This window comes from Providencia rettgeri, assembly GCF_041075285.1.
GTDB lineage: Bacteria > Pseudomonadota > Gammaproteobacteria > Enterobacterales > Enterobacteriaceae > Providencia > Providencia rettgeri_G.
In genome coordinates this window covers 1,037,719-1,064,717 of the sequence record NZ_CP163512.1, presented here as the reverse complement: position 1 = coordinate 1,064,717, position 26,999 = coordinate 1,037,719, and the positions used below count along the sequence as shown (strand labels likewise).

The window sequence follows — 26,999 nt, the reverse complement described above, 5'->3', positions numbered from 1 at the left end:
CTTTTTACTGCGGATGACGATTGCTGATGTTAATAACTTCACTAGGATGATTCACTTTTCCGCGGGAACGGACTGGAGTCCAATCCAATGCTCCTACGCGAACCAGATAAAACAATCCCGCCAACAATACCAAAATAAAGATCGCGGCTTCGATGAAACCAACCCAACCTGCTTCGCGGATGGCAACTGACCATGCAAATAAAAACATGGCTTCAACATCGAAGATAACGAAGAACATGGCGACTAAGTAGAACTTAGCTGACATACGAAGACGAGCACTACCGACCGAATCAATACCTGATTCGTAAGGAACATGTTTTGTTCTGGCTTTGGCGCGGCTACCTAAGAAGTGACCTGCGGCCAACATGAAAGCACAAAGACCGATAGTGCCGATGAGGAATATCGCAAACGCCCAGTTATGGGCTAACGCTAGGATTGATGTAGACATACTCGTTGCTTACTCATTACTTATGGTGCGTAAACTGCTCTTTTTTACAACACGGCAGTATTGCACCACAATTGCCCAGTTAATCGAGAAGAAAGACCAAACATTGATCACCAACTAAAAGATCACCAAACATAAATCAGTTTGATGACTGCGTTTGGTTTGTCCTCTCTCATTACAATTTACTTTACCCAAATGAGGTAAAATAACCCGTATTTGTTACAAAAACTTCACACCCAAAAAACATTAGAACAACAAAAAGTACTCATAAACTGCTAAAACGTGTCAGTGTAATGAAACACAAGTAAACACTCAAACTAGTTTAACTGATTATTCGTTTTTACTACACCATTATCGCAGGAAAAACCTGTCTTAACAGATGAAAAATTGCGCTTTTTATTTGATCTAACGCACAGATTTATTGAAAAAGTACTCAATTTGTTTACATGGCATTCAATTTTACTTTAAGAACATGTAACGCTTTTATATTCAACAGTCACACTAACCCGCTGAGAAACCAGCGCTATTTTATCAATTCAGCAAAAAAAGATTGTTAATAAAGTAACAAATTGTTAACCAAAAAAATGAAATTCAGGTTCTGCCGACCACATCACAATTATTTCATGCTCTTCGACATTTAACCATACTTATTAAGTGGTTAATTGTGGGTTTTATGTACACAAATCGATAATAAAATAATAAATTTGAACTGAATAACGATTTCCACAAATAGCTACTCACTATTTTTACGTGGTTTTCAAACCATTTCTTATAGCCTTTTCCCAATATTGAAAATTTAACACATCAATATGAAATAATCGTTTCAGTTACTAAGCATCTTCCCCTAAGGATATTACCATCCAAAAAAGAATCCCTTTTCCTTACCCCTAGTGCGTCAATTCTTTATTCTGCCATAAGATATAATAGATAGCATATTAAACCGATTTAAGTTGTGTATTACTTCGTGGGAAGATAGTTACAATATAAAACCTTCACCTTACGTTAATAAAGCTATTTTCCCCAAAAAAAACGGCAGTCCCTGTTTTAGGCACTACCGTTTATTATTAATATTGATATCGTTATTTTGGACAGCGTTAGATCATATAAAACGACTAACTAGTTAGTGACCTTCATTGCCGTCAGCAAGTTCACTGGCTGATGTCGCAACATAAGGAATTTTCTTGTTCTCGATAGCACTAAACACTGTTAATACAAAATCTTTTTGCTCATCGGCATTCTTATATAACCAATACTGAATATCCGGTAAACGAGGCAGGCCATCCGTTTCATTTAAAATACGCAGATCCGCATTTTGCATTTCCATTGGACGCGCAGTAACCCCCACTTCAGCCGTAACCGCAGCTCGTACCGCAGGTAAAGAAGCCGCTTCATAAGCAACATGCCATTGCAACCCTGCATCATCCAACGCCTGCGTACACAGCTTACGATAGGGGTTGGTTTCATCCATAACAACCAATGGGATCGGCTCGTTATGGCGTAATTGAAAATCTGGCGCACTATGCCACAGCACTGGCACTGTTCTAAGTGCTGTTTTTGGATGGTGGCTAATACGTGCTGTTGTTAACGCTAAATCGATTTCATGGTTATCAAGCATTGATTCAATAAATTGAGCACGCTTAATACGAACTTCAACCGCAATACGTGGATACACTGAAGCGATACGATTTAGCAAAAATGGCAGTAGAATATCAACGGTGTCATCGGAAGCACCAATACGCAGTTCGCCTTCGGCATCATTGTAGGTTAATGATGCGGTTGCATCATCATTAGCACGCAAAATTTGGCGTGCGTACCCCAATAATTGTAAACCATGGGCGGTAAGGAGTTTATTGCGCCCATGACGAGCAAAAAGCTCACGACCGACAAGTTGCTCTAAACGTTGCATCTGCTGACTTACCGCAGATTGCGTTCTACACACTGCTGCAGCCGCAGCTGCAAATGTATTTAGATCAGCGACCGCAACAAAGGTACGTAGCAAGTCCAGATCTAAGTTCATGATGGGACGATTGGAATTTATCATCGTTCATTCTCTTATATAATATTTATGTTACCTGGTGTTCTGCTCTCCTCCATGAGAATCAGCGATATAATTTACAACTACTCATCTAGTGCATCTCTAATCCTTAGATTTGCAATGACTTCTCATTATTCTATCTGAAACAGCCAACCCGTTATTAATCAATAACATCAAAGCTGGCATAAACAGAATACTGCCAATAAATCAAAAATACTGTTAACAAAAAGCGCATTCTCTTACATAACTTAATTAGAGAAACGCTTTATAAAATACGATTAAATAGTAACATATTTAATGTAATCACAATTATTTTAATGTAAGCACATTATAAAATTCATTTCACTATTTTTTAATGTATTTTAATATCAATAAGTTATCCGCATAACATGTACATTAAGTTAAAGAATAGTGAGTGAAACTATCAATATTACTAACAAAAATGGCTGAAAAAATATAAAAAACGCACGATATGCGACAAAATTTATGTCTAAATTAACGAATTTAGGCTCAATATTACATTTTGATACAATTTTTTCGTTCACCTGCCGTTTCCGACTTTTTTTCATAGTTACACACCAAAACACACGATATTATTGGCATATTAGTCTGTATTAAATCAATTAATTGGAATCTAAATTCAACCTAGCACATATAATAAGATATCAAACATCACATTTACACTTTAACCAACCTTTTACACCAAAAATAACCTTGCATCTTCAAAAGCTTCTGAGGGAGGAGTACAGTAAGGAGACAAAGCCGGTCCCCTACCAATGCAACCCCGTTAGGGTAATGAGAGAACAATGAATAACTTAACTAAATCCAGCAAGCTCGATAATGTCTGCTATGACATTCGTGGGCCCGTTTTAAAAGAAGCTAAGCGCCTAGAAGAGGAAGGCAATAAAGTCCTCAAACTGAATATTGGTAATCCGGCACCATTTGGCTTTGAAGCACCTGATGAAATTCTCGTAGACGTTTTACGTAACTTACCGAGCTCTCAAGGCTATTGTGACTCTAAAGGGCTCTATTCTGCACGTAAAGCCATCGTTCAGCATTACCAAGCTCGTGGTATTCACGAAATGACAGTGGAAGATGTTTACATTGGTAACGGTGTCTCTGAGCTTATCGTCCAAGCAATGCAAGCGCTGCTTAATAATGGCGATGAAATGCTAGTCCCTGCACCAGACTACCCACTTTGGACCGCTGCGGTTTCTTTATCAGGCGGAAAAGCTGTTCACTATATGTGTGATGAACAACAAGGCTGGATGCCAGATATCGAAGATATCCGCAGCAAAATCACCCCAAGAACGCGTGGGATTGTCGTCATTAACCCAAACAACCCAACGGGTGCCGTCTACAGCAAAGATTTGCTATTAGAGATCGTTGAGCTGGCTCGCCAACACAACCTTATTATTTATGCAGATGAAATTTACGACAAAATTCTTTACGACGATGCAGTTCACCACTCGATCGCAGCCTTAGCGCCAGATTTGTTAACCATCACCTTTAATGGCTTATCAAAAACTTACCGTGTTGCCGGTTTCCGCCAAGGTTGGATGGTATTAAATGGTCCCAAAAAACATGCCAAAAGCTACATTGAAGGTTTAGAAATGTTGGCTTCCATGCGTTTATGTGCCAATGTGCCCATGCAGCATGCGATACAAACAGCACTGGGAGGTTACCAAAGTATTAGCGAATTTATCCAACCGGGTGGACGTTTATACGAGCAACGCAACCGGGCATGGGAATTAATCAACCAAATTCCTGGTGTTTCTTGTGTTAAACCACAAGGTGCACTGTATATGTTCCCGAAAATTGATATTAAGCGTTTTAATATTCATGATGACCAAAAAATGATCCTTGACTTGCTACTGCAAGAAAAAGTGTTATTAGTGCAAGGCACCGCATTTAACTGGCCTGAACCTGATCATTTTAGGATCGTCACCCTCCCTTATGCTGATGACCTTGAAATGGCGATTAACAAATTTGCGCGTTTCCTTGAAGGGTATCGTCAGTAATCTCTTATTTAGATTATTTATTCATATTAAAGCCTCCAATAATTATGGAGGCTTTTTTATTTAGCATCAATTGCTCATATTTAGATTGTATTATTCTGATAATCAAATAATAGAAATAAAATAAATTGCCACAAGGAAAAAGCCTAATAAAATAAATGGAAAATATTTCATATTGCCTCTTAAGCTTAGAATAGAAAACTCATTATATTTTTAAAATCTTATAATTCAATATAATTAAAATACTAATTAAAATAAATCTTAATTTGACTATATAAATATGATTAATAATATAAAAATTTATATTCTATTTTAAGATATACACACTAACTTATTAAAAAACAATAAATTGATACCACTGCATCACGCTTTTCGCTATAATTTTCATTATTTTCTGCTCTGTGTAAGGGGACTTATGAGCTACTTTTTCGCACACCTCGCTAGAATGAAACTGATCCACCGCTGGCCACTCATGCGCAATGTTCGTACAGAAAACGTCTCCGAACATAGCTTGCAAGTCGCTATGGTCGCTCATTCGCTTGCCATCATTAAAAACAAGAAATTTGGTGGACATGTCGATGCTTCACGTATTGCCCTTCTCGCCATGTATCATGATGCCAGTGAAGTGATTACGGGGGATTTGCCAACCCCCATTAAGTACCATAACCAGCAAATTGCCCATGAATATAAAAAAATAGAAAAATTTGCTCAGCAAAAACTATTGGATATGTTGCCTGAAGAACTGCAAGATGATTTTAGGGACCTGATTATCGAAGACTTACAATCTGAAGAAGAACATTTCATCGTTAAACAAGCTGATTCCTTATGTGCTTATTTAAAATGTTTGGAAGAATTATCGGCGGGTAACAGTGAATTTAAATTAGCGAAAAAACGCCTTGAAAAAATGTTAGCTGAAAGAAAAAGTCCTGAAATGGATTATTTTATGGAGAAGTTTGTTCCTGGGTTTACCCTTTCACTCGATGAAATTAGCCATTAATTTTCGCCAAAACATTGTAATAAATACCCGCTATAGCGGGTATTTATTAGCTCTATTTAAATTAATTTTAACTATTCCAACTTGGGTTGTTTTTATTTACTTTTTTAAATTCATTTCGTACATTAGTAATAATATTGCTTTGCCCTTTTGTCGGTTCCCCTTCGAGGTTAACAACTTGCTCTAATAGGGAAAGAAATGTTGTTATCATTGATGGAGTGAATTGTTTGACACTTAATTTCAGAATATGTGGAACACTGTGTTCAAAGTTGACCTCCCCCTGAACTAGGTGCGATGATGACGCAAAAAGATCTAATGCATCTTGATTTTCTAAGTTAAAATTTGTTGTAAATAAATTAATGACCGTTTGCTTTTGTTCACGGGATATTTCACCCTCTTGCTTTAATGTGCCAACAATAATAGCTGCGGCGGCTTCCATCGGGGTCGATAAATTATAGACAGGCTTTGTCCCGTACTGTTTCTGCCACTTTCTTCGACGAGCCCAAGTAAATGGGTTAAATGAGTTAAGGTCAACACCTGAGTTTTGCAATGAATGTAACGCCCACACAAGTGCTGCTAGGGCTGAAATTGCCGCAATAATGATATGCATACTGAGTTCTCGATAAATTAAATCATTTTTACAATAATTAACTTATTATATTGAACTCATATTGAGCACCCATCAGATTATGATGAAAAATTAAAATCACTCGACCTTAAAATAATCGAGTCGAGTGATTTAGAATGGGAATAAAATAGGAATAACGGCAATACTAATCAACATAACAATGATAGTAAACGGCACGCCAATTTTTAAAAAATCAGAAAACTTATAACCACCAGGGCCAAGTACTAAGGTATTTACTGGCGAAGAAACGGGGGTCATAAAGGCCGCAGAGGCGGCGATACCCACCACCATAGCAAACGGCAATGGGGAAACCTCCATTTGCCGTGCAGCCGCAATGGCAATAGGTGCCATCAATACTGCGGTTGCTGTATTGGAAATGAATAAACCAATGGTGGCACACAAAATAAATAAACACAGCAACATGACGTGAGGGCCTAAGCCTCCCGCAATTTTCATTAGTGCATCAACAGCGAGAGCTATACCGCCCGTCTCTTGCAATGCAAGGGCAAAGGGCATCATCCCGACAATCAATATAATGCTTGGCCAGTGAATAGATTTATAGGCACTTTCCATATCAATACAACGAAATTTCCCCATCAGTAAACACGCAATTAATGCAGCGATAAAATTGGGAATTTCATTGGTCACCATCATGGCAACCATTAATGCTAAACAGAACAAAGCATGAGGAGCTTGTGAGGCCGCAGGTGCCACGGCTTCCACTTCTGCGGCTAAATTCAACACAATAAAATTACGCGGTTTTGTGGATAAAATACGGATCAGCTTCCAATCACCAATTACCAGCAAAATATCGCCAAGGCGCAGCGGTTCATCCACTAATTTGCCATCCAATGCCTTACCATCGCGGCGGATCCCGACTACGTTAAGACCATAGCGAGTACGGAACTTGATATCCCGTAAACTTTTTCCCAATAGCTCAGAATCAGGGTTCATAGAGACTTCTGCCATCCCCACATCTCGAGACTGATCAGAGAAATAATCGCCACGTAAAATCATGGGTTCAAGTAATTGTTCACTGCAAAATAGCCGTAATTCGTCATCAGTCACCGAAATATCCACCAGTAGGACATCGCGCTCACGCAGTTCCGTTCCCCCTGTTGCACTGACCATCACTCGGCGGAATTTACGCCAACGCTCAATCCCCACTACGTTTGCCTCATAACGAGAACGCAGATGAAGTTCATCAAGGGTATGACCAATCAAGGGGGAACCTTTACGAATAGCTAAACGACGCGCACGTCCTGCTAGCTTATAATCACGAATTAAATCACGAAAGGTACGGCGATAACGCTCAGGAAGTTTATCGGGCTCATTACTCCCCAACCAACGGCGCGTCAGCCACATATAGGCAATTCCAGCCAGTAAAATAAGAATGCCGATAGGCGTAATTGAGAAAAATTGGAAACCTTTAATGCCTTCACGCACAAGCTCGCTGTTTACCACCATATTAGGCGGTGTAGCAACCAGTGTCATCATGCCGCTAATCAGCCCTGCAAATCCCAACGGCATCATTAATCTACCCGGTGAGGTTTTCATTCGAGCTGCAACGCTGAGCACAACGGGAATAAAGATAGCGACAACGCCAGTCGAGCTCATAAATGCACCGAGCCCTGCAACCGTTATCATCAAACAAACCAGCATCTTGCTCTCACTGCTTCCTGCAACGCGAACAAGCCAGTCCCCCATTTGATAAGCGATCCCTGTGCGGACTAAGCCATCACCAATCACAAACAATGCAGCGATTAATAACACGTTTGGATCCGCAAAGCCTGCAGTCGCTTGCTCTAACGTTAAAGTATCACTTAACACAAACGCGACAATGACCAATAACGCGACGACATCCATGCGGATTTTATTGGTAGTAAAAAGAACGATTGCGATCAGCAGGAGGGTTAATACCCACAGCAATTCTCCGTTCAAAATATCCCCTTTCGACGAAAAAAAACATTGCTAAAGATTTTCTTTAGTTAACCATGTTTTACGGAGAATTTCTTTGATTAGATCACGATTAAGGCAATTTTGACACTAAAAGTTCATAATCACCATTATTGTCAGGCCCCATAACGGAAATTTGTTCCAGAGAACTCACTATTACGTCTATTTCTTCACGACGAGGTAAGCTTTCTGGTGCATGGACTGCGACCACCTGGCAACCAGCATTAAGTGCAGAATGAATCCCTGCTTGGGCATCTTCGAAAGCAATACAGGATTTTTCAGGAAGAGAAAGTGCTTTTGCACCTAACATAAAAGGTTCAGGATCAGGCTTACCTTTAGAAACTTTTTCAAATGTCACCCAGTGTTTCGGCTCAGGCAAACCCGCCGCTTGTTGGCGACCATGTGCAATCGGTACAGTACCTGATGTGACAATCGCCCAAGGTGCGCCAATTTCATTTAAACGAGTTAACAACGCCAGTGCTCCAGGTAAAGCGACAACCCCCTCCATATCTTCACTTTCCATTTTTTCTAACCAGCGAAAATAATCCATGATCTCCTCATCACTGGCCTCAGGCAAAAAATGACGCAAACTGGTTAACGCTGGTTTTCCATGGATATAACTAATGATTTCCTCAGCACTTTTGCCAATACGCTCACCAAATTTACACCAACAACGCTCAACAACGGCCAGCGAATCCGCCAATGTACCATCCAGATCAAACAGAAAACCTTTTGCCTTCAATTTCACAGCTACCCCTTAATTTTTGTATTTCTATAAAGTTGAATCAATTTAATGATTAGTTAACGCTAAATAGATATCAATACGCAACCACAATATTAAAAATAGTGACGAAATGAGCCTAGGTGTAAATTTAAATGCACTAGAAAACGAAAATCATGTCGCGAGGCGACCGAAAAGGATATCTCAAGGAGCATACATAACGAGTAGCCGAGCGCAGCCAACAACGCTGCGGCGCAATGTGTGAAGAGTAAGAGGAGACCACTTTTCACTCTAAATACCCGTAATACTCAAAACAATTTGTGTCGCAGCTAGGCGACCAGAGAGGATATCTCGGAGGGAAATACATAACGAGCAGCCGAATGCAGCCAACACCGCTGCGGCGCAATGTGTGAAGAGTAAGGGGAGACCTCTTTTCACTCTAAATACCCATAATACTCAAAACAATTTGTGTCGCAGCTAGGCGGCCAGAGAGGATATCTCGGAGGGAAATACATAACGAGCAGCCGAATGCAACCAACAACGCTGCGCCGCAATGTGTGAAAAGTAAGGGGAGACCACTTTTCACTCTAAATACCCGTAATACTCAAAACAATTTGTGTCGCAGCTAGGCGCTAAGCGGCCAGAGAGGATATCTCAGAGGGAAATACATAACGAGTAGCCGAATGCAACCAACAACGCTGCGCCGCAATGTGTGAAGAGTAAGGGGAGACCACTTTTCACTCTAAATACCCGTAATACTCAAAACAATTTGTGTCGCAGCTAGGCGGCCAGAGAGGATATCTCGAGGAGCATACATAAGTATGTGACTCGAGTAGCCGAGCGCAGCCAACAACGCTGCGGCGCAAAGTGTGAAGAGTATTTAGCTCGGGGAGTATACATAAGTATGTAACCCGAGTAGCCGAGCGCAGCCAACAACGCTGCGCCGCAAAGTGTGAAGAGTATTAGGCGTTTAAGATTTGGGATATCTCTACAGCTGATAGATGATACTGACGAGGACAGGCGTGCCAAATCGCTAACATACGATTATATTTCTCCCACATTGGCGTTTGTGAATTAAACCCGTGGGTTCCGCTATCAAAATGGGTATAACGTCCTTCCGTATTTACCATAAAGCGCACATAGCTTAAATAGCGAGCTTCTGTTGCAGCATCGAAACCTAAAAACTGTACACGACGGCCATCAATATCTTGTTTATCCTGCATATTACCGTAGGAGACTTGGAGTGCGTGGTACATCTCCATAATTTCAATCACAGTGCGGCAGGTTTCTTCACTTAAGTGACCAAAATCCCTATCCAATTCACGCATTTGTAACCCAAAACCACGTTCAATTATGGTTTGCAAACGGCGATAACGTTCCGCGTTATCTGGGTCTAACATTGTCATCATTTTATATTGATTAGATAAAATTAGGCGTTGTGCGTTAGTCATTTCCATCATGGCTCTCCTACTAAAAAGTATGGCTTATCTTCGCACTCAACCCACTTCTAAGACAGTGAAAACTTCGCTTTTATTGATCTAAACACGCTTTTTGCATTACTTATTGTTAAATCTAGCTTTTAACAAAATTTATGCGGCGGTTATTTGCTAAACATCGTCCATAAAAGAGCGATCGAGTTGATTAAATGCACGCTTAAGAAGGTCAGCCAACGCCATATAATCGGGTTGCTGTTCAACGGGGGCCATTGCTATCCCGGCTTCGGTAAATTTGTCGCGGATCTCATAAAACCAGTTCAGTAAGCTAGATGGTAGAGGTGTAGAGGCTCGTTTCCCTAACCACCATAACCCCTGCATGGGTAAACTACAGGCAAATAATGCGGTTGCGATGGCAGGACCAAGCTCCCCACCTAAGGCAATTTGCCATGTCAATGTGAAGATGGCAATTGGCGGCATAAAGCGAATGCCAAAACGCACCGCCTTGTTAATCCGGATTTCAGGGAAAATCGGTGACAGTTGTTTCTCCATAGGAAAAATTTTCAGATAGCGATTGCCTAATCTGAAACGTTTAAAAAACCCTGGGGGGGTATTTGGTAATGTACTCATGGATCATTTCCTATGCACTTCGAAACCTAACTAGCTACCGATAAGCTTACGCCATTGTGAGCCAGAACGCACACTCAAGATATGCAAATTATTTTATACAATTTACCTTAAGTTGAGCCGATTTACTTAAAATCAGCTATTCTGATAAATATCTAACTTCGTGCTATAACTACACTTTATACGACACTTATGATTTTAATCAATCAAATGACCTATTTTTAAAAAAAACATATAAAATATAAAATAATTTTAGTAGAATCTACCACATTTAGAATTGCTGCTGAATTTGTTATTTTAGCGCTTTTTCTATCTTTTTAATAAAAAGGTAGGCAACAGTTATATGTTGGGGTTCTGGTCGTTATTTCAACACCAGATGCAAGGTTTTCTTTTTTAACGTACTTTGCACAAAAGGGTAACGATGGCTTTATAGATCCCTTGAAGATTACCAAAATCTTTAACTTTTTCGCCTTTAACATGATATCAATCATGATGTTTCAGGTCATAAATACGCTAGTCTCTAGCGTGCATACTTTTATATCTGAGTCTTTTTCATGTTTTTTAAAGGCTTCACAACAACAATTAACGATAGGTATTTCCATGTCAAGTAAGCTGGTACTGGTTCTAAACTGCGGTAGCTCCTCACTGAAATTCGCCATCATCGATCCTTCTAATGGCGACGAATTTTTATCCGGTTTAGCGGAGTGTTTCAACCTCCCTGAAGCCCGTATTAAATGGAAAATGGATGGTGCTAAAAAGGAAGCTCCTTTAGGTGCTGGTGCGGCGCATAGCGAAGCACTGAATTTCATTGTCAACACCATTCTTGCTGAAAAACCTGAGTTGTCAGCGCAGATCACATCGATTGGTCACCGTATTGTTCACGGTGGTGAGAAATTCACCTCTTCTGTTTTAATCACTGACGAAGTGATTAAAGGCATCGAAGCGGCAATCCCATTTGCTCCGCTGCATAATCCTGCTCACCTGATTGGTATTGAAGAGGCAAGAAAATCTTTCCCTCATCTGATCAACAAAAACGTTGCTGTGTTTGACACTGCGTTCCATCAGACAATGCCACAAGAAGCCTATCTGTATGCCCTGCCATACGAATTGTATTCTGAACATAGCATTCGCCGTTATGGTGCACACGGCACAAGCCATTTTTATGTTTCACGTGAAGCGGCAAAAAGACTCAACAAACCTGTTGAAGAATTAAACGTGATCACTTGTCATTTAGGCAACGGCGGCTCTGTTACTGCGATTGTTAATGGTAAATGTGTTGATACTTCAATGGGATTAACGCCATTAGAAGGTTTAGTCATGGGAACACGTAGTGGCGATATCGACCCTGCAATTATTTTCCACTTACATGACGCTTTAGGCATGAGCGTTGAGCAAATCAACAAAATGCTGACCAAAGAATCCGGCTTATTAGGCTTAACTGGCGTGACAAGCGATTGCCGCTATGTTGAAGATAATTACGGCACCAAAGAAGATGCAACGCGTGCAATGGATGTCTTCTGCCACCGTTTAGCCAAATACGTTGGGGCATACAGTGCACTGATGGAAGGCCGTCTTGATGCGATCATCTTCACGGGTGGTATCGGTGAAAACTCAGCACAAGTTCGCGAAATTACACTGAAGAAACTGGCTATTCTTGGTTTCGAATATGATCACGAACGTAACTTGGCCGCACGTTTCGGTAAAGAAGGTTTAATTACTACCGATAATAGCCGCCCAGCGTTGGTTATCGCAACCAATGAAGAGCTGGTTATCGCCCAAGATACTGCGCGTTTAACCGCATAAGAAACTTCTACCGCCAGCAACATGCTGGCGGTATCGTTTTGTCATTAGAGTAACCGAAATAAAGAGGTTCCCGTGTCCCGTACAATTATGTTAATACCTACTGGCACCAGCGTTGGCTTAACTAGTGTTAGTCTAGGTGTCGTTCGTTCAATGGAACAAAAAGGCGTTCAATTAAGCGTTTTCAAGCCTATCGCACAACCCCGCGTCTCTGGTAGTAAAGACCAAACTACAGAAGTCCTGCGCTCTCATTCAAGTATTACCACTATTGTTGAACCACTAACGATGGAATACGTTGAATCGCTGCTGACCTCTTCCAAAAAAGATGTCTTAATGGAAGAAATCGTAGCACGCTACCATGATCACACTAAAAATGCGGAAGTGGTTTTAATTGAAGGTTTAGTACCAACGCGCAAACACTCTTTTGCTCAGTCACTAAACTATGAAATTGCCAAAACACTCGGCGCAGAAATTGTTTTTGTGACGGCACCGGGCAATAGCTCAATCACACAAATGCAAGAGCGGTTAGAACTGGTTCGTAATGAATTTGGCGGTCAACGTAATAAGAATATTATCGGCGTTATCATTAACAAGGTAAATGCCCCTGTTGATGAGCAAGGTCGTACTCGCCCTGACCTATCTGAAATCTTTGATGACTCAACCAAAGCAACTGTCGCTAACCTTGATACACATCAACTCTCTGCGTTGAACCTCCCTGTACTGGCGTCCATTCCATGGAACTTCGATTTAATCGCCACTCGTGCAATCGATATGGCAAAACACTTAGGTGCAGAAATTGTTAATGAAGGTGAAATCAAAACTCGCCGCGTTAAATCTGTCACTTTCTGCGCACGTAGCATCCCACACATGCTTGAGCATTTCCGCCCAGGTTCACTGTTAGTCACATCAGCTGACCGCCCTGACGTGTTAGTTTCCGCATCTTTAGCCGCAATGAACGGCGTTGAAATTGGTGCGATCCTGTTAACGGGTGGCTACGATATCGATGCGCCTATTCGCCAACTGTGCGAACAAGCATTTGAAACAGGTCTGCCAGTCTTTATGGTAAAAAGCAACACATGGCAAACTTCACTGAACTTACAAAGCTTCAGCTTAGAAGTGCCCGCCGATGACCATGAACGCATAGAGAAAATTCAAAACTATGTTGCTCGCCATATTAGCAGCGACTGGATTGAGTCTTTAGTGGCTGACTCTGAGCGTCCAAACCGCTTATCTCCACCAGCGTTCCGTTATCAGTTAACAGAATTAGCACGTAAAGCAGGCAAACGTATCGTTCTACCTGAAGGTGATGAGCCGCGCACCGTTAAAGCAGCCTCTATCTGTGCTGAGCGCGGTATTGCGACATGTGTTCTATTAGGTAACCCAGAAGATATTCGCCGTGTTGCAGCTGCTCAAGGCATTGAATTAGGTACAGGTATTGAAATCGTTGACCCAGTTAAAGTCCGCGAAGAATACGTTGCACGCCTTGTTGAATTACGTAAGAACAAAGGCATGACTGAAGTTGTTGCACGTGAACAACTGGAAGATAATGTGGTTCTTGGTACATTGATGCTGGAAAAAGGTGAAGTGGATGGCCTTGTTTCAGGTGCAGTACACACCACGGCCAATACCATTCGCCCACCGCTTCAGTTGATCAAAACTGCACCGGGTAGCTCTCTGGTTTCTTCTGTCTTCTTTATGCTGTTACCTGAGCAAGTTTTTGTTTACGGTGACTGTGCAATCAATCCCGATCCAACCGCAGAGCAATTATCTGAAATCGCCATCCAATCGGCAGATTCAGCAAAAGCCTTTGGTATCGACCCTCGCGTTGCCATGATCTCCTACTCAACAGGTGATTCCGGTGCAGGTAGTGATGTTGAAAAAGTACGCGAAGCAACCCGTTTAGCACAAGAAAAACGCCCTGACCTAATGATTGATGGTCCATTGCAGTATGATGCGGCGGTGATGGCTGACGTGGCAAAATCAAAAGCGCCAAACTCCCCAGTTGCAGGTAAAGCAACCGTGTTTATCTTCCCAGATCTGAACACGGGTAACACCACCTATAAAGCAGTACAACGTTCGGCTGACCTCGTGTCTATCGGCCCAATGCTGCAAGGTATGCGCAAGCCTGTCAATGACTTGTCTCGTGGGGCATTAGTTGACGATATCGTTTACACCGTTGCATTAACGGCAATCCAAGCGGTGCAAAACGAAAACGCATAATGACTCTATTATTGCGACCAATGCCAGCCAGTATCACTGACTGGCATTTTTATTATGCTAATAAGTTAACAATAGTTTCTCTTAACCAATTCAATGCATTATCTGTGTGACTTCTTTCATGCCAAATCATTTGAAAATCCAGTGGTGGAATTTCAACTGGGGGTTCAAACATCACACAACGCTTATTTATCCCTTGTGAAAAACTCCTTTGAGCTGCTGTTAAAATAAGATCTGTCCCTTCAACGAGTCGTGGAGCAACTTGCCAGTATGGAATTGTTACCGCCACACGCCTTTTTTGATTTAATCGTTTTAACTGTGTATCAACTTCATTCATATCAAAGGGTTTCATACTGACAGCGACATGAGGATATGACAGCCATTCATCCAATGTCATTTTTCCTGTGGGGCAAATTGATTTATCTGCCACACTGACCATTTTGTCTTGAAAAATAGCTTGAGCGCATAATGTACTATCTAGTGCATTAAATACCCCAAAAGCGAGATCTAAACTTCCTTCTAATAACTTATTTTGCATTTCTTCTCGACTACAATGCCAAATTTTCAAATCCACATCAGGGGCATGTTGGCGTACATAATGTGTAAGTGGTTCGGCAATAATGGCTGCTCCATAATCAGACAGTGCAATATTAAACCGTTGATGGCATAACGCAGGTTGAAAATTTTGTTGAGCAATCAAGTAATCCAATTGCTCCATCGCTTTCAATAACGGTACATACAGTGATTCTGCTTTGCTGGTTAGTTGGTATTGCCCCTGCTGACGTACCAAAAGTGGGTCTTGAAATAGCTCGCGCAACTGATTCAATGTATGGCTAACCGCAGGTTGGCTTTTATGTAATGCATCAGCAGCGCGGCTTACATGGCGCTCTTGCAGTAAAACCAGCAAGGTAACCAATTGATTTAAATCTAATCTTCTTAAGTTATTCATCTGACGAATAGTACCTTATAAAATTGTTCATTTCCCAATCAGTCCCCTGCTCATTAAGCTTATCTTAAATCAATCATGATCCCCTGTTAACTCTGAGGTTTATATGTCCACTTTATCATTCTCTGGGATACTTTTAGCATTCGCCGCGTTATTTGCTGGGGTGGTTGTCCCTATTCAAGCTGCAAGTAATGCGGTATTAGCTCGCCACTTAGGTCATCCCCTTTGGGCAAGTGCAGTTTCGTTAATTATCAGTATCATCGTCCTGATCCCATTATTATTTGTCTTTAAGGTACCAAAACCTAATTTTAGTGTTGAATTATTTCACCAACCTATTTGGATCTGGTTTGGGGGAATTGCGGGTATGCTCTACCTAACTTCCGCCTTGATTTTAGTACCGAAAATTGGCAGTACGACGTTCTTTGTCATGGTGATTGCAGGGCAATTAATTATTTCAGCGCTAATAGAACACTTTGGTTGGTTTAATATGCCGCAAAACCCAATACCTCTTGGGAAAATACTGGGTATTAGTTTAGTGGTTGCTGGTGTACTTTGTGTTCAACTGGCACGTAAATAGTCCATAAAAAAATACCCACGTTAATTGTGGGTATTTTTAACGCAATATCTCAATATTATTTTTTTCGAATGAATAACGAAACAACCACAGCGACAATAATATTCAGAATAAATGCAGCAATACCGATATTCATGTAACTTAAGCCTTCCCCTAACCAAGGGAAAAGCTGTGACAATGATATTTTTTCAATATAGGTAATTGCCAGGAATAATACCCCCGCAATAATACCGCTTATTGCGCCCGTTGATGTTATTGGATTATGTTGTTTAAAACTCATTAATAACGCCGGGAAAAATTGTGCCACAATATTTACACCAAGCAGCATAATTGCCACTAATGTGTCATTACTGTGAAAAATAAAATATAAACTTACCAGCGCAACTAGCGGTACCATAAAGCGTGCATACACACCGGACTGGCGTTTTTGTTCGCTAGCTCCGATGGCTTTTTGCACCACGCCCGCTAACATATTTGAAGTGGTTAACAGTAACATCGAGCCCGGTACTAATGCAGTTAACATCCCCGCCGCACCAATAAAGCCAACTACAACAGGTGAGAATGTTTCTTTCGATATTTCAAACAATGATAAATCTACCGCAGAGCCTTCCAAATGCGGGATTTGCAATATGGCAGCATAGCCGACAAAAAAGGCAAACAGCATAATCAAACTGTATGCTGGGATTAAAATACTATTTCGTTTAAGCGATTTTTCATCTTTGGCGGTAAATACTGCGGCCATATAATGCGGCCAGCAAAAATACGCCACAACAGATAGGAATATTGTGGAAATATACCACGGAATATTCAACCCTGTTTTTGGAAAAGTTAAGAAGCTTGGCATGGCGGTATCAATCGCTTTAAACATATCGCCAAAACTACCGTAGTAGTGGAGTGGGATGTAGAGCCCAATAAACACCACAACAATTAAAATCATCAAATCTTTTAGTGCGGATGTCCAAGCTGATCCATGAATACCTGAAATAATCACAAATAACGTAACCGCAATTATACCAATCCAGATAGCCATATCCGCAGGGATCGCCCCATAGGAAGCTTGCGAAACAATAATACCAAGGCCTTTAAGCTGTAGAACAAATAACGGCACCATCGCGGCAATAGAAATTAAACTAACTAATAACCCGAGCCCCGGGCTATTGTATTTGTGAGTAAAGAATTCAGAGATAGTTCTTACGTCATTGTCTTTTGCAAATCGCCAAACCCGTGGATGCACCCAATATAAAAAGATGCCCATAAACGCATTAACAGCCAAGGTATAGAGGATCGCAGGACCTTTGCCATATGCCCAACCGCTTCCACCTAGAAACGTAAAGGTGGTATAGATCTCCCCAGCACTCAAAAGGAAAACAAGCAGCGCACCGTAACTCCGCCCGCCCACTGACCACCCTTCGTGATCCATGGTTTTCCCTTTTTTCGCTCTAATCGCTAAATAAATACTGAAAAGGAAAAAAGCGGTAATAATAATTAATGCGGAACTCATGACGTTTCCTTACTATTTTTATTATCTAATACATTAATTAATAACATGATGAGTGCAGTAACAATCACCCATGCCACAATCCAAAACATCAAAAAAGGCAGTCCCATTACAAAGGGTTCAACCTCATTGGCATAATAAATCCCAACCGTTAATGCAAGGAGCGGGAAAATAACAAGGTAGTGATACCATCTCATAAAATGAACCTTATTTTTATTATCAGAAAGAAACCAATTCACGAGGCAAATGGCTCAACATTTCAACACCATCATCTGTAATCAATAGCATGTCTTCAATCATAATACCGCCCACACCAATACCGTAATAAGGTGTTTCTAAACTCATCACCATCCCCGCGCGGAAAACTTCAGTGGTTGCTGCGCTGACAAAAGGTGCTTCTTCTAACCCCACAAACACACCGTCACCATGCCCTAGATGACCACGGTTATAATACGGTAAACCTGATGAACGAATTAATGCCATGGTTTCATTGAATACATCGCTCAGTGCAACGCCAGGAGCAATACGGCTTAACATATATTGATGGCCTTTCAATATCGTTTGATAAATTGCATTTACCTTGTCATTAGGTTTACCTACCACAAAAGTTCGCGCAATATCTGCACCGTATCCAGCCACATCAACACCACAGTCAAACTTAATTAAGTCCCCTTCTTTTGCTGGTACATTGTCAGCCAACAATTTGGGTGAAAAATCACTCCCCACTGAAATTAAGTGAAAACGGCTGTAATTCGTTTCCGGGAATGACATCACTTTAGCTTTAAAAGCCGCGGTTAATTCCGCAGATGTACAACCAACACGTATAAGTTTACTTGCCGCCTCAATGCCCGCTTCCGTTATTTGCGCGGATTTTCTAAGGTGAGCAATTTCCCATTCGCTTTTTATCATGCGTAATTCATTAAATAGCGGTGAAGAATCAACCAAGTTCAACTCAGGAATGACTTTGTCTAACCAGTTTTTTCCTGTAAACGTGATTTGATTAAGTTCAATCGCAACGGGCTTACCATATACGCCAGCCTCAGATAGTGCCGCTTTTAATAAGTTAAAAATGGTTTCAATGGGGCTATTGATTGGTCTTGCTTTCACTACTTTGCCATTCTCAGGATTATATGGATCATCAACATCCACCCATATTGGGAAGGTTTTGATCTGCGCATTTGGCATCTGTAAGGTTAAGTTTGCGGCTTCAAACTCATTCATGATCACCAGAGATTTCACTGTGGGATCACGGAAAATAACGGCAATAGCTGAGCCGGTTTGCCTAAAGGTGTACATAAAAAAGCTCGCAAACCCCGTCAAGTGATAAAAATTATCCCCAACCGTGGCAATAAGGGCCTCAATCCCCTCTCGCTCCATAATTTCACGCGCTTTATTGGTTACGTTTTCGAGGTGTTGTTGTTTTAAAAGTGATTCTGTCTTATCCATTATCATTGTTATGTTCTCAGTCCGTCGTTCTGTATCGCTTAGTCATTTCACAATATGATGAGCAAAATAATCGATTCACCCACGCTATTGCGAGTTGAAATGAATATATCGTTTAAGGTGCAAGTTGCATATAACCAATAGTTATATATTAGTCAAAAATTAACCTTGCTAGAGACTTGAATTTTGGCGAAAAAATTAAAAGGACTACAAAAAATAGCCCTTTTACAATTAAAACCTAAGTAATTACGAGTTTTCAGCACAAGTGATGACTTTTTCAGACTCATTATTGCGAGTAAGCCATAAGGAAAGCGCTTTTAGCGAATCAGGGGTGAACTCATCGCAACGTGCGCTGATTTCTTTGGGGGTCAGCCAGCACACTTCGGCGACTTCTGACTCTTGTAAAGCAAAAGGCCCATGGCTGACACAGCTAAATAAGCCCCCCCACACGCGACAGAATTTATCTTCGAAATAAAAATGACCATGCTCCGCAAATGGTACACCGGCGATCCCCAGCTCTTCTTCTGCTTCGCGTTTCGCAGAATCCAGAATATTTTCACCTTGGGTAACGACACCACCTGCCGTGGCATCTAAAAACCCAGGGTGGAAATCTTTAGTATCGGTACGCCGTTGGACTAAAATTTTCCCCATCCCATCATGCACAACAATATACGTCGCACGATGCCGTAAATTTTCAGCACGCATTTGGCTGCGGGTTGCCTGAGCAATAACGGTATTGTCCTCATCGACAATATCGACCCATTCAACGACTTCGGTTTGTTGTTCCATCCTGTAAACCTTTTATAATTAAGCTAAAAATAGCTTATATCATAGATTGATTGCCACGACATGTTAGACAATACAACGATGCTTTTAACTCGCACTTAGTCGTCGATCCTAGCCCAATTTGCATTCGGTTGCCATCATAAATAAAGACTTCTTGCCACAATGCGAATAGCACTTTCGCCTTTTTTGCGATAACGTGAGCAAATCACACAATTTGTGCTCGCAGGTGCTATAGTTAGATCATAATACCTATCGTAACATTGTATTAGCGCTATGAATTACTTAATAGGATAGCAGCTAAATAACGGGTACAGACGACAACGCTGCGGTTTGAAATATGACGGGGATGACAATGAAAATACTCATAACAGGCGGCACAGGCCTAATCGGCACCCCTTTGGTCCAAAAGTTAGTCTCACTCGGTCATCAGGTCACCGTATTAAGCCGTTCGCCGCAAAAAGTGTATAGCCGTTTTTGTAAAGCTGTTGAATGTTGGACATCTTTAAACGATGTCAGCAACCTTAATGGCTTCGATGGGGTTATTAACCTAGCGGGGGAACCTATAGCTGAAAAACGTTGGACTGACGAACAGAAAAAACGTCTTTGTGATAGCCGTTGGCAAATCACTCAACAACTTAGTGAACTCATTGCTGCCAGTGAAACACCGCCTTCCGTCTTTTTATCGGGCTCTGCCGTAGGCTACTATGGTGATCAAGGGCAAATTGTTGTCACCGAAGATGAACAGCCACACGACGAATTTACCCATCAATTAGCCCAACATTGGGAAGCGCTTGCTGAAAATGCAGCTTCAGAAAAAACTCGCGTATGTTTATTACGCACAGGGTTGGTGCTATCCCCCAATGGTGGGGTATTGGGTAAAATTTTGCCCATTTTCAACATGGGAGCTGGTGGTCCAATCGGTCATGGCAAACAATATATGCCTTGGATACATATCAACGATATGGTCAATGCTATTTACTTTTTACTGACTAAACCAACACTTTCCGGCCCTTTCAACATGACGGCGCCTTATCCTGTGCATAATGACCAGTTTGCGGCTATCTTAGGGGATGTACTCAACCGCCCGTCTTTTGTCCGCACGCCAGCCTTTGTTATTAAAGCCATTTTAGGCGAGTCCGCGACCTTAGTGTTAGGCGGGCAACAAGCCATACCTAAGCGTTTAGAGGAAGCTGGCTTTGAGTTCGAATTTATTGAGTTAAAAATCGCCTTAGAGGATTTGCTTATTACGCCAAAAGAGGTCATTTAGGGCTCTGAGATTGGTACTAAAATAGCGCTTCTGTAAATCGCCTTACGTTATAGATATGCGTACATGCCCGCCAACTAACTGATAAGATCATTTAGCCCCTTGCCAGCGGTTAAAGAGATCTTGCTCAAGTTCAATATCAAATTGGTCGAGAACACGGTTCACCGTTTGATTGACAATATCTTGAATAGTATGAGGTTGATGATAAAACGCTGGCATAGGTGGCATAATCACTGCCCCCATTTCAGCGGCTTGCACCATTAACTTCAAATGCCCTATATGCAATGGGGTTTCGCGCACACCAAGGACTAGCTTTTTCCCTTCTTTGAGTACAACGTCGGCGGCTCTGGTGACTAATGTATCCGTATAACTGTGGACAATACCCGACAGGGTTTTCATTGTACAAGGCATAATCACCATGCCTGCGGTGCGAAATGAACCGGATGAAATGGCGGCTGCAATATCACGGCTATCGTAGTTATGATCAGCAAGCTGCTGCACATCTTTCACGCTATATTGTGTTTCTAACGCGAGTGTTTGGCGGGCGGCTGCACTCATCACTAAATGGGTTTCAACCTGTTTGATAGGTTTGAGTACCTCAAGCAACCTGACGCCATAAATTGCCCCACTTGCCCCAGTTAACCCAATGATCAGTTTTTTCATTTTTCTGCCCAATCCACAATAATTTTTCAGATTATATACTAAATTACACGCAGTTGTTCGCCCCTACCCGAATAATCAACATTCTGGGGATGTTAGCTCGCCACAAACACGTATGGAAATACTATCGCAGGAACAATCTCTAAATAATTTGGGCTATAGCTAGACGGCAAGCAAAGTCACTCTTGGGGCGTAAAAAACTTCGTGACTAGGGCTAATTTGTGCAGCCAACACCACAACAGCCTAAAAGACGCCCAACCTAATCCTCTATAGATTTTAGGTTGTCGCTAGGCGGCAAGCAAAGTCACTCTTGAGGCGTAAAAAACTTCGTGACTAGGGCGAATTTGTGAAGCCAACACCACAACAGCCTAAAAAGACGCCAATCTAATCCTCTAAAGATTTTAGGTTGTCGCTAGGCGGCAAGCAAAGCCAGCCCAAGGAGCAGACAAGAATATGTGACTTAGGGAACTGAGAGCAGCCAACACCACGACAGCCTAAAAGACGCCCAACCCAATCCTCTAAAGATTTTAGGTTGTCGCTAGACGGCAAGCAAAGCCAGCCCAAGGAGCAGACAAGAATATATGACTTAGGGAACTGAGCGCAGCCAACACCGCGACAGCCTAAAAGACGCCAATCTAATCCTCTAAAGATTTTAGGTTGTCACTAGACGGCAAGCAAAGTCACTCTTGGGGCGTAAAAACCTTCGTGACTAGGGCGAATTTGTGAAACCAACACCACAACAGCCTAAAAGACGCCCAACCTAATCCTCTAAAGATTTTAGGTTGTCGCTAGGTGGCAAGCAAAGCCAGCCCAAGGAGCAGACAAGAATATGTGACTTAGGGAACTGAGCGCAGCCAACACCGCGACAGCCTAAAAAGACGCCAATCTAATCCTCTAAAGATTTTAGGTTGTCGCTAGGCGGCAAGCAAAGCCAGCCCAAGGAGCATACAAAAGTATGTGACTTGGGTGGCTGAGCGCAGCCAACACCGCGACAGCCTAAAAGATGACGAGGATTTAGCCACAATCCCAATTATACACCACCCGACTAAAATCCCTTTTCTTCAAATCTTCTGGATGGATAAAGAAATTCCCTACGCCTATGTCTCCCCAGAGTATTCCCACCTCGTAATCACTATTTATTTGTAGGAGTAACTCATATTGCTGAATATCTTCTTCATACTCTCTGGGATCGGATTGGGTGAAGAATGGATAACCACCGATACAGTGTGCCCCTGACTCGAAAGCCTCACTGTACGGTTCAACCCATTCATCGTAAAAATCTTCCCCTGCAAACTGGTCTTCGTAGTCATACAGGTTATCAACACCTAATATTTTTTGTCCAAATTGGTAGTCATCAATACTGATATATTGCTCTGAGGGCGTAAATTCGATAGCACATACTTGGTCAATAGGGGTGTAATAGTCATCAGAATGGGCAGCAATCACAGCGGAAAAGTCTTGCGTTAATTGAGATGCGTCTTCAATAACATTTTCGTGATAAATGACACGAAAATCCTCTTGCTTTTGTCTATCTTCGAAATCAGCACCGTACAGATCATCACCACCGATGAAAAATTGTAATATCCCTTTTTCTGGGTAGTTTTCCAGTTTAGGCATTTGTGCAAAATTGATTTGTGCGAGCAGCTTTAACGGTATTCCTTCGCTATTGGTTGGGTAAGAGGCATTCAAAGGCAAATATGGCATTCCCCCGATGCGACTTTCCCACCAAACGTACTCTTCAACAGGGGTTAAAGTCATTTCAACACGGGATTTTTTCGTTGCTTTGATTTTATCAATAAAGGGTTTTATTACATCAGGAAGGGAATCGAAGTCCACCATATCTCGCTCCAAATAGGCAATCAGTTTCCTCTAGCCTACTCGAATTACGGGAATTTTAAATCAGATATAACTGTAACTTATGCTTTTATTTCAAATGATAGTTAACCAAATACCACGAGTTTTTAAATCCATTGAGTTACCGCGGGGCGGTCAATCAAGCTATCCCAAGACGCATACAAACGTATGAGACTTGGGTAGCGAAATGAAGCCAACAACAGTGTTGGTCCAAACTATGCCGAAAATTTAGCCTTCGTTATAGATTTCGAGATCTTCAACGTCACTCTTATCTTTTAACTTCAACTCATCATCTTTTCGCAAGTTTTCCAGATAATCTAAATAACTTTGGTCAATATCTTTGGTGACATAAATACCATCAAAGACGGAGCATTCGAACTCGCTAATTTCTGGATTTTCTTCACGAACAGCATCAACTAAGTCCGTTAAATCTTGGAAAATCAGCCCATCCGCACCGATGAGCTTACGAATTTCATCCACTTCACGACCGTGAGCAATTAATTCGTTTGCATTTGGCATATCAATACCATAGACGTTCGGGAAGCGTACTTCGGGTGCTGCTGAAGCGAAATAGACATTCTTCGCCCCTGCTTCGCGAGCAAGCTCAACAATTTGCTCTGAAGTTGTACCACGAACAATAGAATCATCAATTAATAACACATTCTTGTCACGGAATTCAGCGCGGTTTGCATTCAGTTTACGGCGTACGGATTTACGACGTTCTTGCTGACCAGGCATGATAAAAGTACGACCGACATAACGGTTTTTAACAAAACCTTGGCGGTACGGTTTATTCAAGATATGGGCGATTTCTAACGCAATATCACAAGAGGTTTCAGGGATAGGGATCACCACATCAATATTGAGATCTTCCCACTCACGTGCAATTTTGGCACCTAACTTTTGCCCCATTCGCAGCCTTGCGTTATACACCGACACTTTGTCGATAAAGGAATCTTGACGCGCAAAATAGACATATTCAAAGATACAGGGTGTCAACTGCGGATGTTCAGAACATTGGCGCGTAAACAATTGACCTTTTTCGGTGACATACACTGCTTCACCCGGTGCTACATCACGTAAAAACTCAAAACCTAAGGTATCAAGAGCGACACTTTCGGAGGCGACCATATACTCATGTTTGCCATTTTCTGCGATACGACGCCCCAGCACTAACGGGCGAATACCATGCGGATCGCGAAACGCGAGCATGCCATGACCGATAATCAATGCAACACATGCGTAGGCACCTCGCAGCTTTTTATGCATCGCAGCGACAGCGCTGAATATGTTATCTGGCTCTAGGGGAAAATGGTCGAATCTGTCCAGTTCATACGCCAGCACATTGAGTAAAATTTCAGAGTCCGAAGTCGTATTGACATGGCGACGTGCTGTTTCAAACAAACTCCGAGTAAGTTCGTGTGCGTTTGTCAGATTACCATTATGAGCAAGTGTGATACCGAACGGTGAGTTTACATAAAAAGGCTGCGCTTCCGAAGCGCTGGAGCTGCCTGCGGTTGGATAACGGACATGCCCTAACCCCATGCAGCCTTGTAACCGAAGCATATGACGTGTTTCAAATACATCTTTCACAAGACCATTTGCTTTGCGTAAACGAATATTATTTTTGCCATCAATGGTGGCAATACCTGCTGCATCTTGCCCACGGTGCTGAAGCACTGTTAAAGCATCATAAATTGATTGGTTAACTGGTGTAACACCAGCGATCCCGACAATACCGCACATTTGGTCTTTCCTCATCAGCCAGACGGAGAGATATTCTCCGGTAGGAAACTTGACGCATTTTGTAGGTAGTCAAAAAACCACCTGATAATATGACTAAACTGTGGAATAAATTCGGAACGCTGCCAATCCTCACTTTGAGGAAGCGGTGTAAAGGTATCGAGAAAAAACAGCAAGGCCGATACAATCAACACACCACGCAGTGCACCGAAGCAAATCCCCAGAACACGATCTGTGCCTGATAACCCCGTTTTTTGCACTAAAGAACTAATCACGTAATTCACGACTGCCCCCACAATTAATGTGGCAATAAACAATGCCGCGATGGCGATGCCATTTCGTACCAGTACATCCTCAAAGCGGGTAAAGTAATCCGCTAAATAAGGGTAAAATGTACTTGCGACAAAAAAAGCACAGCCCCATGTCACTAGTGATAGTGCCTCACGCACAAAACCACGGATCAAGCTAACCAGTGCCGAGAAGCCAATAATGGCGATAATTGCGTAATCTATCCAGACCATATTTCATCCAAAATTTGCACTCACGACATCAGCGAGGTGCATTCTAACAGAAAACGAAAACGTTTGCGTAACCATTTTTCTATCAAATTAAAAAAAATAGCGGCGAAAACAAAAAATCATAATCGCCGCAGTAAGTTACTAAATCCCCTTACCTTTTAGGGATTATTGGATCGATTTATTAAGGTTTAAATGTTTGAATTATCCCTTTAGTTCCTGTAATCGCATTCAGTTCGGGAAGCGCGGATTCTAGCTTCTGCCTTGACGCTTCAGGCCCGACATAAATACGTGTCAATTTATTGTTCACTGGCTTCGCTGGGACCGTATACACCTGGTAACCTGATAACCGCAGCTTCGCCACAATCTCTTCAACCTTATTTGCATTGTTTAAGGCGATGACCTGGACAACAAACGCTTTGCCTTGAGGCTCAGATTTAACCTCTGGCTTCGGTTCTGGTTTCGGCTGTGGTTTTGGCTCGGGCTTCGGTTCCGGTTTTGGTTCCGGTTTCGGCTCAGGTTTAATTGGCTCAACCGTCACAGGCACATTTGTCGAAGCCGATGAATTTGTCGCTGCTTGTTCATTTTGCTGCTGGGTTATTGCCTCTGATAACATAGCCTCAGACGCACCTTCCGAAGGAACACTCGCCGAATTATGCGCTAACGGAGCAATAGCTTCGATATCTTCTTCATCGCCCGGTTTAGGGATAATAGGAATGGCTGCAAATTCGTTTTCATTATATTTCTTATCGCCATCAAGAAGCGCAGGAAGCACAATGACCCCTGCGGCAACCAGTACAATGACGCCGGCAAGACGATTTTGAAATTTACTAGCCACCAGC

The 26,999-nt window shown here is 41.9% G+C and carries 23 protein-coding genes; 6 read left to right on the top strand and 17 right to left on the bottom strand.

The features are described 5' to 3' along the window. Window positions 1-4 precede the first annotated feature (4 nt). Both AB6N04_RS04805 and AB6N04_RS04800 read right to left on the bottom strand, forming a co-directional pair. Window positions 5-448 carry an NADH-quinone oxidoreductase subunit A gene (locus AB6N04_RS04805; RefSeq protein WP_369310775.1) on the bottom strand — a complete coding sequence of 148 codons (444 nt, stop codon included), beginning with the start codon at window positions 446-448 and terminating at the stop codon, window positions 5-7. 1,117 nt (window positions 449-1,565) lie between these two features. Then, window positions 1,566-2,486 carry a LysR family transcriptional regulator gene (locus tag AB6N04_RS04800; protein ID WP_369310774.1) on the bottom strand — a complete coding sequence of 307 codons (921 nt, stop codon included), beginning with the start codon at window positions 2,484-2,486 and terminating at the stop codon, window positions 1,566-1,568. A gap of 800 nt (window positions 2,487-3,286) precedes the next feature. On the opposite strand from AB6N04_RS04800, the gene AB6N04_RS04795 reads away from it, so the two are divergent. After that, window positions 3,287-4,501, top strand: coding sequence for a pyridoxal phosphate-dependent aminotransferase (locus AB6N04_RS04795; RefSeq protein WP_369310773.1), 1,215 nt, complete (start codon window positions 3,287-3,289; stop codon window positions 4,499-4,501). 412 nt (window positions 4,502-4,913) lie between these two features. Next, window positions 4,914-5,495: a 5'-deoxynucleotidase gene (yfbR, locus tag AB6N04_RS04790; protein WP_369310772.1), complete on the top strand. Its 582-nt coding sequence runs from the start codon at window positions 4,914-4,916 to the stop codon at window positions 5,493-5,495. A 67-nt stretch (window positions 5,496-5,562) separates the two neighbouring features. Here yfbR and AB6N04_RS04785 read toward each other — a convergent pair whose 3' ends face one another. From AB6N04_RS04785 to yfbV, 5 genes are all read right to left on the bottom strand, one after another. Next, window positions 5,563-6,102 (bottom strand): phenylacetic acid degradation protein, encoded by a 540-nt coding sequence (locus tag AB6N04_RS04785; RefSeq protein ID WP_369310771.1) that lies wholly within the window; start codon window positions 6,100-6,102, stop codon window positions 5,563-5,565. Between the two features lie 129 nt (window positions 6,103-6,231). Further along, window positions 6,232-8,061, bottom strand: a complete 1,830-nt coding sequence (locus AB6N04_RS04780) for an SLC13 family permease (protein WP_369310770.1) — start codon at window positions 8,059-8,061, stop codon at window positions 6,232-6,234. Between the two features lie 88 nt (window positions 8,062-8,149). After that, complete coding sequence (locus AB6N04_RS04775) at window positions 8,150-8,824, bottom strand: sugar phosphatase (RefSeq protein ID WP_369310769.1); 675 nt, start codon at window positions 8,822-8,824, stop codon at window positions 8,150-8,152. Between the two features lie 935 nt (window positions 8,825-9,759). Next, window positions 9,760-10,254, bottom strand: coding sequence for a YfbU family protein (locus AB6N04_RS04770; protein WP_369311975.1), 495 nt, complete (start codon window positions 10,252-10,254; stop codon window positions 9,760-9,762). A 150-nt stretch (window positions 10,255-10,404) separates the two neighbouring features. Continuing rightward, a complete protein-coding gene (yfbV, locus tag AB6N04_RS04765; RefSeq protein ID WP_369310768.1) occupies window positions 10,405-10,860 on the bottom strand; it encodes a terminus macrodomain insulation protein YfbV in 456 nt (151 codons plus the stop codon). A 597-nt stretch (window positions 10,861-11,457) separates the two neighbouring features. On the opposite strand from yfbV, the gene ackA reads away from it, so the two are divergent. Beyond that, window positions 11,458-12,660: an acetate kinase gene (ackA, locus tag AB6N04_RS04760; protein WP_369310767.1), complete on the top strand. Its 1,203-nt coding sequence runs from the start codon at window positions 11,458-11,460 to the stop codon at window positions 12,658-12,660. Between the two features lie 87 nt (window positions 12,661-12,747). Further along, window positions 12,748-14,877: a phosphate acetyltransferase gene (gene pta, locus AB6N04_RS04755; RefSeq protein ID WP_369311973.1), complete on the top strand. Its 2,130-nt coding sequence runs from the start codon at window positions 12,748-12,750 to the stop codon at window positions 14,875-14,877. Window positions 14,878-14,929: 52 nt separating this feature from the next. Here the strand turns inward: pta and AB6N04_RS04750 are convergent, their stop codons facing one another. Beyond that, on the bottom strand, window positions 14,930-15,823 hold the full coding sequence (locus tag AB6N04_RS04750; RefSeq protein ID WP_369310766.1) for a LysR family transcriptional regulator: 894 nt from the start codon (window positions 15,821-15,823) through the stop codon (window positions 14,930-14,932). A gap of 103 nt (window positions 15,824-15,926) precedes the next feature. Here AB6N04_RS04750 and AB6N04_RS04745 point away from each other — a divergent pair, with 103 nt between their 5' ends. Further along, on the top strand, window positions 15,927-16,397 hold the full coding sequence (locus AB6N04_RS04745; protein ID WP_369310765.1) for a DMT family transporter: 471 nt from the start codon (window positions 15,927-15,929) through the stop codon (window positions 16,395-16,397). Window positions 16,398-16,452: 55 nt separating this feature from the next. On the opposite strand, the gene AB6N04_RS04740 is transcribed toward AB6N04_RS04745, so the two are convergent. The 4 genes from AB6N04_RS04740 to yfcD form a co-directional block, all read right to left on the bottom strand. Continuing rightward, entirely contained in the window at window positions 16,453-17,895 is a 1,443-nt protein-coding gene (locus tag AB6N04_RS04740) for a sodium:solute symporter (RefSeq protein WP_369310764.1), read from the bottom strand. Further along, complete coding sequence (locus tag AB6N04_RS04735; RefSeq protein ID WP_369310763.1) at window positions 17,892-18,089, bottom strand: DUF3311 domain-containing protein; 198 nt, start codon at window positions 18,087-18,089, stop codon at window positions 17,892-17,894. The genes AB6N04_RS04740 and AB6N04_RS04735 overlap by 4 nt, the downstream gene beginning before the upstream one ends. 22 nt (window positions 18,090-18,111) lie before the next feature. Next, window positions 18,112-19,344 (bottom strand): M24 family metallopeptidase, encoded by a 1,233-nt coding sequence (locus tag AB6N04_RS04730; protein ID WP_369310762.1) that lies wholly within the window; start codon window positions 19,342-19,344, stop codon window positions 18,112-18,114. Between the two features lie 237 nt (window positions 19,345-19,581). Beyond that, the gene (yfcD, locus tag AB6N04_RS04725; RefSeq protein ID WP_369310761.1) at window positions 19,582-20,124 is read right to left on the bottom strand and encodes an NUDIX hydrolase YfcD; all 543 of its coding nucleotides are present in this window, start codon (window positions 20,122-20,124) and stop codon (window positions 19,582-19,584) included. Between the two features lie 349 nt (window positions 20,125-20,473). Between yfcD and AB6N04_RS04720 the strand changes: the two genes are divergently transcribed. Continuing rightward, window positions 20,474-21,388 carry a TIGR01777 family oxidoreductase gene (locus AB6N04_RS04720; RefSeq protein WP_369310760.1) on the top strand — a complete coding sequence of 305 codons (915 nt, stop codon included), beginning with the start codon at window positions 20,474-20,476 and terminating at the stop codon, window positions 21,386-21,388. An 87-nt stretch (window positions 21,389-21,475) separates the two neighbouring features. Here AB6N04_RS04720 and AB6N04_RS04715 read toward each other — a convergent pair whose 3' ends face one another. The 5 genes from AB6N04_RS04715 to dedD all read right to left on the bottom strand — a co-directional run bounded on the left by AB6N04_RS04715 (window position 21,476) and on the right by dedD (window position 26,995). Further along, window positions 21,476-22,048, bottom strand: coding sequence for a UbiX family flavin prenyltransferase (locus AB6N04_RS04715; RefSeq protein WP_369310759.1), 573 nt, complete (start codon window positions 22,046-22,048; stop codon window positions 21,476-21,478). Window positions 22,049-23,059: 1,011 nt separating this feature from the next. After that, window positions 23,060-23,884: a YwqG family protein gene (locus AB6N04_RS04710; RefSeq protein WP_369310758.1), complete on the bottom strand. Its 825-nt coding sequence runs from the start codon at window positions 23,882-23,884 to the stop codon at window positions 23,060-23,062. Window positions 23,885-24,127: 243 nt separating this feature from the next. Next, window positions 24,128-25,645, bottom strand: a complete 1,518-nt coding sequence (gene purF, locus AB6N04_RS04705; protein ID WP_369310757.1) for an amidophosphoribosyltransferase — start codon at window positions 25,643-25,645, stop codon at window positions 24,128-24,130. Between the two features lie 14 nt (window positions 25,646-25,659). Next, a complete protein-coding gene (gene cvpA / locus AB6N04_RS04700) occupies window positions 25,660-26,163 on the bottom strand; it encodes a colicin V production protein (RefSeq protein WP_206082374.1) in 504 nt (167 codons plus the stop codon). A gap of 178 nt (window positions 26,164-26,341) precedes the next feature. Further along, on the bottom strand, window positions 26,342-26,995 hold the full coding sequence (gene dedD, locus AB6N04_RS04695; protein WP_369310756.1) for a cell division protein DedD: 654 nt from the start codon (window positions 26,993-26,995) through the stop codon (window positions 26,342-26,344). Between the last annotated feature and the right edge of the window lie 4 nt (window positions 26,996-26,999).